A 12,759-nucleotide genomic window follows, 5' to 3' on the forward strand; every position below is an offset into this window, starting at 1 on the left:
GGAACTGAATTACATCGGGTCGGCATCTGGTGACGGAGCCGGCCCCACTTTTGAGACAAAGACACAGGGGACCTGCCCATGATTTCGCCCAAGATCCGCCGCGCCACCAAGATTGTTGCCACGCTGGGGCCAGCCTCCAGCGAGCCGGCCCTGCTCGAAGAGATGATCCGCGCGGGGGTCAACGTGGTGCGGCTGAACTTCAGCCATGGCAAGGCGCAGGACCATGTGGACCGCGCCCGCATGGTGCGTGAGGCCGCGCAGCGCGCCGGCCGCGAGGTGGCGATCATGGCCGACCTGCAAGGCCCCAAGATCCGCGTTGGCAAGTTTGCCGAAGGCAAGGTGATGCTCGAGCCCGGTGCCCGGTTTGTGCTTGATGCCTCGCGCCAGGAGCCCGGTGACCTGCAGGGCGTGGGCCTGGACTACAAGGAGCTGCCGCGCGATGTGAAGCCCGGCGATGTGCTGCTGCTCAACGACGGCCTGATCGTGCTGACGGTGGACGCGGTTCGGGGCGATGCCGTGCACACCACCGTCAAGCTGGGCGGCGAGCTGTCCAACAACAAGGGCATCAACAAAAAGGGCGGCGGCCTCACCGCGCCGGCGCTGACGGCCAAGGATATGGATGACATCAAGACCGCGATGAGCTTCCAGGCCGACTATGTGGCCGTCAGCTTTCCCAAGACCGCCACCGACATGGAAATGGCGCGCCAGCTGTGCATGGTGGCGGCGGCCGAGTACCGCCACCGCCCCGGCCTGATTGCCAAGATCGAGCGCGCCGAAGCCATTCCGCACCTCGAAGACATCCTGCGCGTGTCTGACGGCATCATGGTCGCGCGTGGCGACCTGGCCGTCGAAGTGGGCCATGCGGCCGTGCCGGCACTGCAAAAGAAGATGATCCGCATGGCGCGCGAGATGGACAAGGTCGTCATTACTGCCACGCAGATGATGGAGAGCATGATCACCAACCCGGTGCCCACCCGCGCCGAGGTGAGCGACGTGGCCAATGCGGTGCTCGACGGCACCGATGCGGTGATGCTGAGCGCCGAGACCGCCGCTGGCAAGTTCCCGCTCGAGACCGTGCTGGAGATGGTCGACATCTGCGCGCAGGCCGAGGCTTCGGCCGACTGGGATGTGGACACCGACTTTGTCGGCAAGACCTTCCAGCGCATCGACCAGAGCATTGCGCTGGGCGCGCTGTTCACCGCCACCCACCTGGGCGCCAAGGCCCTGGTGGCGATGACGGACAGCGGCTCGACGGCGCTGTGGATGAGCCGCCACCGCACCCAGATCCCCATCTACGCGCTGACGCCCAAGGTGGCCACGCAGCGCAAGATGGCGCTGTACCGCAATGTGCGCCCCTTGCTGATGGACACCAGCGCCGACCGCGACACCGCGCTGGCCCAGGCTGAGGTGCACCTGAAGGCGCGCGACATTGTGCAAAGCGGCGATATCTATGCGATCACCTGCGGCGAGCCGATGGGCTCGCCCGGCGGCACCAATATGATGAAGATCAGCCGCGTGGTGTAACGCACAACGCTCTTGCACCGACACACCAGGGGCGCTCGCGAGCGCCCCTTTTTTGCAGCTGTAGATCCGTCCAATTTTGTGCGGATTTTAGACTGCAGCGATACTATGGCGCTCAGCGAGCCTGCCTGCACGTCCGTGCGGATCAAAGGACTGCGCTGAATCCATTCGAAGCCAGGCGGTTTTGCTCCCGAGACAGGGGCATACCGGCATTTACAATCCTGGCCTTCGATCACCTAGCCAAGCTGCTGCGATAAGAATTCACAACACGCACGCACCGAGCAGCCCAGCCAAGCCCTTGTTGTTGAGCAGCACAGCGCCGCTGTGCCTGCCTGTTTTTTTGGAAGAGGGAATCTATGTCGCAACGACTAGTACGCCGTTCGGTGTTGGGGATGGCCTTGGGCCTGGGTTTGGGCGCAGTCGCGGGTGTGGCTGCACCGGCATTTGCACAGACGGCGGCCGCCAAGGCCAGCAAGCTGGACGCCCGTGCGGTGGCGGTGGGCTACAGCGAATTGGTCTACGCCAACTACAGCGACAGCCTCGCATCGGCACGCGACATGCAAAAGGCCATCGCCGCCTTGCTCGCGGCCCCCTCCAAGGAGACGCTGGAAGCCGCGCGCAAAAGCTGGCTCGACGCGCGTGAGTTCTACGGCCAGACGGAAGCCTTCCGCTTCTACGGCGGCCCGATCGACGACGAGAACGGCCCCGAAGGCCAGATCAATGCCTGGCCGATGGACGAGTCCTATGTGGACTATGTCGAGGGCAAGTCCAATTCCGGCTTTATCAACGACCCCAAGTTCAAGATCACCAAGGCCAACCTGGCCAAGCAAAACGAGCGCGGTGGCGAGGAAAACATTGCCACTGGCTGGCATGCGATCGAGTTCCTGCTCTGGGGCCAGGACCTGTCCGACACCGGCCCTGGCGAGCGCTCGTTTGAAGACTATGTGGATGGCAAGCGCGCCAACGCCGACCGCCGCCGGCTCTACCTGAAGGTCGTGACCGAGCTGCTGATCGACGACCTGGCAGGCGTCACCAAGGCCTGGGCACCGGGCCAGAAGAACTACCGCGCCCAGTTCGACAAGGGTGGTGTGGAATCGGTGCGCAAGATCATCATCGGCCTGGGTTCGCTCTCGCGCGGCGAGCTGGCCGGCGAGCGCATGGAAGTGCCGCTGAACTCGCAGGACCAGGAAGACGAGCATTCCTGCTTCTCCGACAACACCCACCGCGACATGGTCGCCAATGCCACTGGCATCCAGAACGTCTGGCTGGGCCAGTACAAGCGCCGCGATGGCACGACCTTGAAGGTGGCCTCGCTGGCCGAGCTGGTGGCGGCCAAGAACGCTGAGCTCTCGGGCAAGACCAGTGCGCAGATTGCCAGCACGGTCAAGGCGACCGAAGGCATCCAGGCACCGTTTGACCGCGAAATCATTGGCGGCGCCGACGCCCCTGGCCGCAAGCGCATCCAGGCGGCGGTGGACAGCGCCACCGAGCAGTCCAAGCTGCTGGTGCAGGCGGCCAATGCCATCGGCATTACCAAGCTGACCCTGGTCCAGCCCTGACGAAGGACCGTTGCTGCACTATGTCTGTGAAGATGAATGACAAGAAGCCCGGTGGCCGCGTGCAGCGGCTGGCATGGGCAGCAGCGGGTCTGTGCGCGGCCACCGCCTTGGCGGTGGCCCTGCGGCCGGAGGCCAGCGCGGCGCAGACCAGCGCGGCTGCAAAGCCCGCCGCAGCGGCGCCCGCGCAAGACCCCAGTGAGATGACCGGCGGCGACACCACGGTGTTTGCCACCGGCAAGAACGCGTTCTCGTTTCCTTTTGCCTCTCTCGCCGATGAAGAGCGCACGCGCTTTGTCATCGGCAATTCCTTTTTCAAGCGCAACTGGGTGGAGGCACCGGCCTCGACCCGGCTGCGCGATGGCCTGGGCCCGCATTTCATTGCACGCAGCTGCGGTGGTTGCCACATCATGGACGGGCGCGGTGAGCCGCCAGAGTTCCACCGCACCTTGGGCCCCGATCCCGATCCCACGGTGGCGCTGCTGATCCGCCTGTCGGTGCCCGGCAAGGCCGATCCGCATGCCGGCGTGGTGCCCGAGCCGACCTATGGTGACTAGTTCAACAATGCGGCGGTGCAGGGCGTCAAGCCCGAGGGCATCGTGCGCATCCATGGCACGCCCATCCAGGGCCGCTTTGCCGATGGCACGCCCTACGAATTGATCCAACCCCGCTACGAGCTGACCGACCTGGGCTATGGGCCCATGGCCAAGGATGTGATGATCGGCCCGCGCATTGCGCCCCAGGTGGTGGGTGTGGGCCTGATTGAGGCGATTGCCGAGGCCGACATCCTCGCCAATGTGCGGGAGCAGGCGGCGCTGGCCGGCCCCATCAAGGGCCAGGCCAACCGCGTCTGGGATGCCTATGGCCAGCGCGAGGCGATTGGCCGCTTTGGCTGGAAGGCCAACTCGCCCAGCGTGGCGCACCAGACGGCCAACGCATTCTCGGGCGACATGGGCATCACCTCGCGCATCTTCCCGAACGAGAACTGCACCCCGGCGCAAAAAGACTGCCTGGCCGCGCCGCATGGCGGCGGTCTGGACAAGTCCACCGCCGGCCGCACGGCGGCCCAGGCGCGCGCCGATGCGCCCGAGATCGATGACAAGACGCTCGACGACGTGATCTTCTACCAGGCCACCTTGGCGCCTGCGGCCCGCCGCAATATCAATGATTCGGCCGTCAAGCTGGGCCAGCGCCTGTTTGCCCAGGCGCAGTGCGCCGTCTGCCACAAGCCCAGCTATGTGACCGGCCCCGGCCCCTTCCCACGGCTGACGGCCAAGAACATTGCCGGCCAGAAGATCTGGCCCTATACCGATCTGCTGCTGCATGACATGGGCCCGGCGCTGGCCGATGGCCGGCCAGACTTTCTGGCCAGTGGCCAGCAGTGGCGCACACCGCCGCTGTGGGGCATTGGCCTGATTCAGGATGTGAACGGCCACCAGCGCCTGCTGCACGACGGCCGTGCGCGCGGCGTGCTCGAAGCGATCCTCTGGCATGGCGGCGAGGCCGAGCAGGCCAAGCAGCAGGTGCTGAACATGGATGCCGCCGAGCGTGAAGCCCTGGTCAAGTTTGTGGAGTCGCTATGACGCAAGTTGGTTTGAAAACGGGGCCCGTCCAGGCCGCACAATCCTGGGGCAGGGCTTGCGCTCTGGTTGCCCTGGCCGCCATGGGCAGTTCTGCCCCGTTGGCGCAGGCGGCCGACACCCCCATGCCGTACTACACGGCTGCCCAGGCGCTGCAAAGCCTGTATGGCCAGCACCTGCCTGCCCGTGCGGCGGCGTTTACCCAGGCCGCCAATGCGCAGGACCAGGCGCTCGCCAGCTTCTGCGCCGGGCCGGCGGCGGCTGCCAAAACCGCAGCGGCGGAGTTGCGCGGCCAGTGGCAGCGCAGCCATACCGCCTGGCTGCAGTTGTCCACGCCCAGCGTGGGGCCCCTGGTGGAGCGCCGCTCGCTGCGGCAGATTGATTTCACGCCGATCCGCACGGCGCTGATCACCCGCGCCGTCAAAAAAGGCCCGCAAAGCGCTGCCGACATGGAGCTGGTGGGCACGCCCGCCAAGGGCTTTGGTGCGCTGGACTGGCTGCTGAGCCAGGGCCTGCAGCCAGCCAGCCCGGAATGCGCCTTTGCGCTGCAGGTGGCCAAAGCGATCAGCGCCGAGGCCCAAAGCCTGCAGGCCGCGTTCGAGCCCCTGCGCAGCAAGACCTGGAGCGTCGAAGGCTCGGAGAGCGAGCCCGACGATGCAGCCAGCCCCGGGGCCAAGGAGACGGGCGCGGCGATCGAGGAATGGGTCAACCAGTGGCTGGGCGGGCTGGAGCGCCTGCGCTGGGCGCAGATGGAAAAGCCGGTCAAGGTGGTCGAGGGCAGCAACAAGGCGCCCGCCTTTGCCCGCATCGCGATGGCCGACAACTGGCGCGAGTGGCAGACCCAGTGGCAGGCGCTGCATGCCCAGGCCTTGCTCACCCCCGCGCAGCGCCAGCAGCCCCCGGTGCCCGGCAAGGATCTGATCTCCATCGAAGCGCTGCTGCTCAGCAAGGGCCATATCGCCCTGGCCCAGCGCTGGCGCGACGCGATTGGCGTGGTCGATGCTGCGATGCCGGCCCCTGGCAAGACGCCTGCCAAGGAAGGGCCACAGGCCAACACCGAGATCCTCGCGCTCGCCACCAAGCTCAAGGGCATCACGGCGCTCTACCAGGCCGAGGTGGCGCCGGCGCTCGATATTCCGCTGGGCTTTAGCGACAGCGATGGCGACTGAGCGACCAGCCATGACCGACGCTGCGCTGTTGTCCACATCCCTGCCCCGGCGAGCGCTGCTGCGCGGGCTGGGTGCCTCGGCGATGGGCGCGCTGGGCCTGGCCGAACTGTCTTTTGCCAAAGACGCGGGCAGCACGCCGGGCGTCACCCGGCTGGCGGCAGTCTGGCGCGATGGCGCCAGTGCGATGGCGCAGGACTGGGCCGGTGTGCTCGAAGTGCTGCCGCAAAGCGGCGGCGGCCATGCCTGGCGCATTGCTGCGCGCACCGAGCTGCCCACCCGTGGCCATGGCGTGCAAACACTGCCCGGTGGTCAGCTGGTCTTTGCCGCCCGCCGGCCCGGGGATTGGCTGCTGCGCTGGCAGCCCAAAACAGGAGCGCTGCAATGGGCCTGGATGCAGGAGGACCGCTGCTTTAACGGCCATGTGGCACTGGCGGGCCCCGCGACGGCGCAGGCCTGGCAGGCCCAAGCGGGCGCCGGCGGTAGCGGGATGCTGTTCACCACCGAAACCGATCTGGAAGACAGCCAGGGCTGCATAGGCCTGCGCGATGCCACGAGCCTGGAGAAGCTGGCCGAATGGCGCAGCCATGGCATGGACCCGCATGAGCTGCTGGTGCTGCCCGCCGCGCTGGGCAAGCTGCCGGCCGGGACCCTGGTCGTTGCCAATGGCGGCATCCCCACGCAAAGCGAGACGGGCCGCAGCAAGAAATGGCTGGACAGCATGGACCCGTCGCTGGTCGCGCTGCACCCCTTTGACGGCCGCCTGCTGGGCCAGTGGAAGCTGCCCGACCCGCGCCTGTCGATCCGCCACCTGGCCTGGGATGCCGCGCGCCAGCGTCTGGGCATTGCGCTGCAGGCCGAGCATGAGGATGCACGGCGCCAAAGCGCCCCCATCTTCGCCGTCTGGGATGGCCAGCGCCTGCAGCTGGCGCAAGACCAGCCGCCGCTGGCCGGCTACGGCGGCAGCGTGGAATGCGCGCCGCTGGCGCAAGGCGGCTTTGTGGTGAGCTGCCCCAAGTCCGATTGCATGGCCTGGTTTGATGCCCAGGCGCGCTACCTGGGCAGCAGCCCTCAGGGCGATGTCTGCCCTGTGGCACTCGATGGCGCGCGGCTATGGGCCGGCGGCGGCCATGGGGTGACCGAGCGCAGCAGCCGCAGCCGCGAGCAAGCGGTGGCTGCGCTGGATACGGTGACCGGACTGATGTTTGACAACCACTGGCGCTTGGTGGGCTAAGGGACTGAGCCCAGCTGCGGTTTAGGCGCTGCGCTGCCGGCGCGCCATGCCCATGTCGATGGCCAGGCCGGCCGTCCAGCACAGCCAGGCGGTCCACAAGGTGTGGCTCATATAGTGGGCGCCGCGCATCTGCTGGCCCAGGCCCAGCAGCAGGCCCATCACCAGCGCCACCGCCAGCCACCAGCGCGCGGCGCGCGGTGTGTCGCGCGCCAGCGCAAAATAGCCGCCGACAAAGGAAAAACCGGCCGCCGCATGGCCGGCCGGAAAGCAGCGACCAGCGCCGCCATCATGTACCCCCCAGCGCCAGTGCGACACATACTCGGCCACGCCGCCAAAGACCGACAGGTCCCAGGGGCAGCTGGTGGCGCTGCTGCGCTTGAGGATGGCCACTACCGCAAGAGCCGCCAGAATGCTGACGAGCAGCTGCACCCGCCTGGCGGTAGGCAGCTTGCGCAGCAGGCCAAAGGGCATCCAGACGCCCAGGCTCAAGGCCAGCACGACCACCCAGCCCAGGTTGCGCATGCCCTGGTGCATATAGGTGACCAGAAAATGGTCGTCGCGCAGCGCAAAGCCCTGGGCCGTGCCCCAGAGGTGGGCCAGCGCCAGGTCCTGGCCTCCGGCATCCCACAGGGCGATCAGCACAAAACTGAGTACCGTGGCCAGCAGCCAGCGGCGGTTGTACAAGGGGGCGCGTGTATCGGCTAACGAGGCAGGGAGGCAGGAAGGCATCTGGCGATGCTGCGGCGGCTGGCTTAAGGGCTTCTTAATGTCCCGGGTGCAGGGCGCAGGCCATAGGCGCAACGACCCAAGTCATGCACAATGCCAGCCATGCGCATACTGATGGTGGAAGACGATGCCGGCATTGCAGAGGGCCTCAAAGCCAATCTGCAGCAGCGCGGCCATGCGGTGGACTGGTGCCCCAGCCTGGCCGAGGCCTGGCGCGCGCTGACGGCCGAGGGCTTTGATGTGGTGCTGCTGGACCTGGGCCTGCCCGATGGCGATGGCTCGCGCTTGTTGCAGCAGCTGCGCAATGCCCCGCCCCCCACCGGCCTGCGCAAGACCCTGCCCGATCCGGCCACGCCGGTCATCGTGCTGACCGCCCGCGACGGCGTGCATGACCGCATTGAAAACCTGGACCTGGGCGCCGACGACTACCTCTCCAAGCCCTTTGATGCCGAAGAGCTGCAGGCCCGGCTGCGTGCGCTGCTGCGCCGCGCGGCGGGCCGCGCCAATCCGCTGATCCACTACCGCGACCTGGTGCTGGACCCGGCCTTGCACCAGGTGCGCCTGGGGGGCGAAGGGGTCGAGCTCTCACCCCGGGCCTACACCATCTTGCTGATCCTGCTGCAGGCCCATGGCCGGGTGCTGTCGCGTCAGCAGTTGGAGGAAAAGCTCTACAGCTTTGATGCCTCGGTCGAGAGCAATGCGGTGGAGGTGCATATCCACCACCTGCGCAAAAAGCTCGGCGCCGACTACATCCTGACCATGCGCGGCGTGGGCTACTTCATGCCCCAGGACCAGGCATCGTGAACCTGGCGGCCAAGCCCCAGCGCCTGCCCCAGCTGCGCACCCGGCTGCTGGTCTGGATTCTGGCGGCGCTGGTCGTCGTCTGGGCCAGTTTTGTCTACTGGGCCTACCAGACCGGTATTGAAGAGGCCGATGAGCTGACCGACGGGCACCTGGCCGGCGTTGCTGCGCTGGTGCTCAATATCCCCTCCAACGCGCAGACCCCGCCGGGCCTGCCGACCGAGCGCGTGCCGCTGCCGGGGCTGCATGCGCATGACTACCAGCAGTCGATGAGCCTGCAGGTCTGGAGCGCCGAGGGCGACCTGGTGCTCAATGTCGGCAGTGCGCCGCACCTGCATTTTGCCGATGGGCGCAGTGGCTTTTTTGATGCGCAGCTAGGCCCCAAACACGAGGTCTGGCGCACCTTCACGCAGTGGAACACCGAGCACACGCGCAAGGTCGCTGTGCTGGTCAACCTGCAAGAGCGCGATGACCTGGCCGATGACATTGCCGGGCAGATGATTCTGCCCGGGCTGTGGCTGCTGCCGGTGGTCACCCTGGTGCTGGGGCTGACGATCCGCGCCGGCCTCAAACCCCTGACCCAGCTCTCGCGCGATGTCGAGCAGCTCGAGCCCGAGCAGGGCCAGCGCCTGTCTACCGGCCACAACTGGCAGGAGTTCCGGGCGGTGACCCTGGCGTTCAACCGCCTGCTGGACCGCAATGATGAGGCGATGGAGCGCGAGCGCACCTTGGCCAACCAGGTGGCGCATGAGCTGCGCACGCCGCTGGCCTCGATCAGCTTGCATGCGCAGTCGCTGCAAGGCGGGCTCGACCCCGCCCAGCAGGCCCAGGCGGTGCAGCGCCTGCATGCCGACGCGCTGCGCGCTGGCCATGTGCTCAACCAGATTCTGGCCTTGGCCCGCAGCAGCCGTGTGGCGCTGACCCAGCAGGCCGCGCCGGTGGACCTGGCGCAGCTGGCGCGCACGGTGGGGGCCGAATACGCCCAGGCGGCCTGGCGGCGCGGGGGCAGTGTGGCGGTGGAGCTGCCCGAGCAACTGTGGGTGAAAGGCCACGCCGTGCTGCTGGAGGTGGCCGTGCGCAATTTGGTCGAGAACGCGCTGCGCCACACCCCCGAGGGCACGCAGATCGAGGTGCAGGGCGGCAGCGATGGTGGGCAGTGCTGGCTGCAGGTCTGTGATGATGGCGGCCGCCTGCAGGAGAAGGCCGTGCCCGAGCCAGTGGACAGCCTGCAGCTGGGCCACCAGATTGTGCAGCGCATCATGGCTTTGCACGGGGGCACTTTCGAGCAGCTAGAGGCGCTGGCACCCTATACCACTTGCTACCGCCTCAGTATGCCTCTCGCCCAGATGGCCTGAGCTTGCTAAAATAGGCAGTTACCAAGCGGTTACCATGCCGCAGACATGAATCCAGGGTGTTGCAGCAGCGGTTGCAGCACTCTTTCTTTGCATTAGAACGGACCCGACCACCATGCCTTTGATCTCGATGCGCGAAATGCTCGACCATGCTGCCGAAAATGGCTACGGCATCCCTGCCTTTAACGTCAACAACCTGGAACAAGTCCAGGCCGTGATGTCGGCGGCAGACGAAGTCGGCGCGCCCGTGATCCTGCAGGCCAGCGCCGGCGCGCGCAAGTACGCCGGTGAGCCCTTCATCAAGCACCTGATCCAGGCCGCCGCCGAGATGTACCCGCACATCCCGCTGGTGATGCACCAGGACCACGGCACCACGCCCGAGATCTGCCAGGGCGCGCTGAACCTGGGCTTTGGCTCGGTGATGATGGACGGCTCGCTGATGAGCGACGGCAAGACCCCCTCGTCCTTTGACTACAACGTCGATGTGACCCAGAAGGTCGTTGCGATGGCCCACCAGATCGGTGCCACCGTCGAAGGCGAACTGGGCTGCCTGGGCAACCTGGAAACCGGTGAAGCTGGAGAAGAAGACGGCATTGGCGCCGAAGGCAAGCTGGACCACAGTCAGATGCTGACCGACCCCGAAGAAGCAGCCCTGTTCGTCAAGGCCACGCAACTGGACGCGCTGGCGATCGCCATCGGCACCAGCCATGGCGCCTACAAGTTCAGCCGCAAGCCCACGGGCGACATCCTGGCGATCTCTCGTGTCAAGGAAATCCATGCCCGCATCCCCAACACCCACCTGGTGATGCATGGCTCCTCGTCCGTGCCCCAGGAACTGCTGGCCATCATCAACCAGTACGGCGGCAAGATGAAGGAAACCTACGGCGTGCCCGTCGAAGAGATCCAGGAAGCCATCAAGTACGGCGTGCGCAAGATCAATATCGACACCGACATCCGCCTGGCGATGACCGGCGCGGTGCGCAAGTTCCTAGCCGAGAACCCCGACAAGTTCGACGCCCGCGAATGGCTCAAGCCCGCCCGTGAAGCCGCCAAGCAAGTGTGCAAGGCCCGCTACATCGAGTTTGGCTGCGAAGGCCAGGGCGGCAAGATCAAGGGCTACAGCCTGGAGCAAATGGCCAAGAAGTACAGCGCTGGCGACCTGGCCCAACTGGTCAAGTAAATCTGCCTGCCCTGCCAGTGCCTTGGGCGCTGGATGGCCCCAAAGCCTGCAATCGCTTGCGCGTTGCAGGCTTTTGCTTTTTGCCTAAGCGATGCGGCGATAACCGCACACGCGCACTGCGCCCGGTGTTTTTTGCACAATGCTTTGCATAGCAAACAAAGGAGCGCAAAGCATGCAGACAAGCCATTCCTGGGATCTGGATCTGGTGGTGATTGGCGGCGGATCGGGGGGGGTGCGGGCAGCCCGCATGGCGGCAGCACGGGGCGCCAAGGTGGCGGTGGTGGAGTCCAAGGCCATGGGTGGCACTTGCGTCAACGTCGGCTGCATCCCCAAAAAACTCTACAGCTATGCCGCTGGCTATGCCGAGGCCTTTGCAGAGGCGCGCGGTTACGGCTGGCAAATGCCCCAGGCGATTGCGCTGGACTGGCAGGCGCTCAAAGCAGCGCGCGCGCAGGAGATCTCCCGGCTCAATGGCATCTACGAGGGCCTGATGCGCAACGCGAATGTGGAGCGCATTGCCGGCCAGGGGCGGCTCGCCGATGCCCACACCGTGGTGGTCTCTGCCGATGGCGCCGATGTGCGCACCTTGACCGCGGCCCATATCCTGATCGCCACCGGCGGCACGCCGGTGCGCCCCGATCTGCCGGGCAGCGCGCATGTGATCGTCTCGGACGAGATGTTTGACCTGGCCGAGCTGCCGCGCCGGCTGGTGGTCGTGGGCGGCGGCTATATCGGCTGCGAGATGGCCAGCATCTTCCATGGCCTGGGCGTGCAGGTGAGCCTGCTGCACCGGGGTGACCAGATCCTGCGCGGCTTTGACGACGAGGTGCGCAGCTTTGTCGCCGAAGAGCTTCGCAAGAGCGGCGTGGACCTGCGCCTGAAGACCGAAGTGAAAGAGATCACCTGCGATGCAGCCAGCGGCGAGCGCACATTGACCCTGGCCGATGGGTCGGAGCTGAAGGCCGATCAGGTGCTGTATGCCACGGGCCGCAAGGCCAACGTCAGCGGCCTGGGGCTGGAGGCGCTGGGCATTGCGCTGGACAAAAGCGGCGCCATCGTCGTCGATGCGCAGCTGGCCACTGCCCAGCCCAGCGTGCATGCGCTGGGCGATGTAGTGGGGCGCATGGAGCTGACGCCAGTGGCCCTGGCCGAAGCGATGGCCTGGGTAGACCACCTCTGGGGCCCCGAGGCCGGCAAGGCCGCGCGCGTGATGGACTACGACAACATCCCCACGGCGGTGTTCACCCATCCACAGATCGGCACCGTGGGCCTGACCGAGGCCCAGGCCCGTGAGCGCCATGGGGCGGTGCGCATCTACCGCAGTGATTTCAAACCGCTGCGCCACACCTTGTCGGGCCGCAGCGAGCGCTGCCTGGTCAAGCTGGTCGTGGATGACGCCAGCGACAAGGTGCTGGGCCTGCATGTCGTGGGCGCCGATGCGGCCGAGATCACCCAGGGCTTTGCGGTGGCGATCAAAGCTGGTGCCACCAAGGCGCTGTTTGACCAGACGATTGGCATCCATCCGACGATGGCCGAAGAGCTGGTCACCTTGCGCGAAGTAAGCCGCATGTAAGCATCAGAACGCGGTAGTTGCTGCTTTGCAACATCTTATAAATTCTCTCTATAAAGGCCGCGTGTCTCGG

Annotated in this window: 9 protein-coding genes and 1 pseudogene; 9 read left to right on the forward strand and 1 reads right to left on the reverse strand. The window is 66.3% G+C overall.

Translation table 11 applies throughout. The annotated features are described in order from the left end of the window. Positions 1-78: 78 nt before the first annotated feature. The 5 genes and pseudogenes from pyk to F0Q04_RS04625 all read left to right on the forward strand — a co-directional run bounded on the left by pyk (position 79) and on the right by F0Q04_RS04625 (position 7,057). Entirely contained in the window at positions 79-1,524 is a 1,446-nt protein-coding gene (pyk, locus tag F0Q04_RS04605) for a pyruvate kinase (protein ID WP_116926105.1), read from the forward strand. Between the two features lie 353 nt (positions 1,525-1,877). After that, positions 1,878-3,080, forward strand: a complete 1,203-nt coding sequence (locus F0Q04_RS04610; protein WP_232539500.1) for an imelysin family protein — start codon at positions 1,878-1,880, stop codon at positions 3,078-3,080. A gap of 32 nt (positions 3,081-3,112) precedes the next feature. After that, positions 3,113-4,660: pseudogene (locus F0Q04_RS04615) on the forward strand (di-heme oxidoredictase family protein). Between the two features lie 80 nt (positions 4,661-4,740). Further along, entirely contained in the window at positions 4,741-5,826 is a 1,086-nt protein-coding gene (locus F0Q04_RS04620) for an imelysin family protein (RefSeq protein ID WP_182344700.1), read from the forward strand. Positions 5,827-5,836: 10 nt separating this feature from the next. Next, positions 5,837-7,057, forward strand: a complete 1,221-nt coding sequence (locus F0Q04_RS04625) for a DUF1513 domain-containing protein (protein WP_182344703.1) — start codon at positions 5,837-5,839, stop codon at positions 7,055-7,057. A 21-nt stretch (positions 7,058-7,078) separates the two neighbouring features. Here F0Q04_RS04625 and F0Q04_RS04630 read toward each other — a convergent pair whose 3' ends face one another. Then, entirely contained in the window at positions 7,079-7,786 is a 708-nt protein-coding gene (locus tag F0Q04_RS04630) for a phosphatase PAP2 family protein (protein WP_182344705.1), read from the reverse strand. Positions 7,787-7,885: 99 nt separating this feature from the next. Between F0Q04_RS04630 and F0Q04_RS04635 the strand changes: the two genes are divergently transcribed. The 4 genes from F0Q04_RS04635 (at position 7,886) to gorA (ending at position 12,689) form a co-directional block, all read left to right on the forward strand. Beyond that, positions 7,886-8,587, forward strand: coding sequence for a response regulator transcription factor (locus tag F0Q04_RS04635; RefSeq protein ID WP_182344707.1), 702 nt, complete (start codon positions 7,886-7,888; stop codon positions 8,585-8,587). A 2-nt stretch (positions 8,588-8,589) separates the two neighbouring features. Further along, complete coding sequence (locus F0Q04_RS04640; protein WP_182345548.1) at positions 8,590-9,939, forward strand: histidine kinase dimerization/phospho-acceptor domain-containing protein; 1,350 nt, start codon at positions 8,590-8,592, stop codon at positions 9,937-9,939. A gap of 112 nt (positions 9,940-10,051) precedes the next feature. Further along, on the forward strand, positions 10,052-11,116 hold the full coding sequence (gene fba / locus F0Q04_RS04645; RefSeq protein ID WP_182344709.1) for a class II fructose-bisphosphate aldolase: 1,065 nt from the start codon (positions 10,052-10,054) through the stop codon (positions 11,114-11,116). Between the two features lie 172 nt (positions 11,117-11,288). Then, on the forward strand, positions 11,289-12,689 hold the full coding sequence (gene gorA / locus F0Q04_RS04650; protein ID WP_182344712.1) for a glutathione-disulfide reductase: 1,401 nt from the start codon (positions 11,289-11,291) through the stop codon (positions 12,687-12,689). Positions 12,690-12,759: the final 70 nt, after the last annotated feature.

The sequence above is a fragment of the Comamonas koreensis genome (assembly GCF_014076495.1).
Classification (GTDB): Bacteria; Pseudomonadota; Gammaproteobacteria; order Burkholderiales; family Burkholderiaceae_C; genus Comamonas; species Comamonas squillarum.

What these genes read in the sequence shown, in the direction of transcription:
- F0Q04_RS04620 (WP_182344700.1), top strand. Translation starts at nt 4,741, where the DNA reads ATGGGCAGTTCTGCCCCGTTGGCGCAGGCGGCCGACACCCCCATGCCG.
- gorA (WP_182344712.1), top strand. Translation starts at nt 11,289, where the DNA reads ATGCAGACAAGCCATTCCTGGGATCTGGATCTGGTGGTGATTGGCGGC.
- F0Q04_RS04610 (WP_232539500.1), top strand. Translation starts at nt 1,878, where the DNA reads ATGTCGCAACGACTAGTACGCCGTTCGGTGTTGGGGATGGCCTTGGGC.
- F0Q04_RS04635 (WP_182344707.1), top strand. Translation starts at nt 7,886, where the DNA reads ATGCGCATACTGATGGTGGAAGACGATGCCGGCATTGCAGAGGGCCTC.
- F0Q04_RS04630 (WP_182344705.1), bottom strand. Translation starts at nt 7,786, where the DNA reads ATGCCTTCCTGCCTCCCTGCCTCGTTAGCCGATACACGCGCCCCCTTG.
- fba (WP_182344709.1), top strand. Translation starts at nt 10,052, where the DNA reads ATGCCTTTGATCTCGATGCGCGAAATGCTCGACCATGCTGCCGAAAAT.
- F0Q04_RS04625 (WP_182344703.1), top strand. Translation starts at nt 5,837, where the DNA reads ATGACCGACGCTGCGCTGTTGTCCACATCCCTGCCCCGGCGAGCGCTG.
- pyk (WP_116926105.1), top strand. Translation starts at nt 79, where the DNA reads ATGATTTCGCCCAAGATCCGCCGCGCCACCAAGATTGTTGCCACGCTG.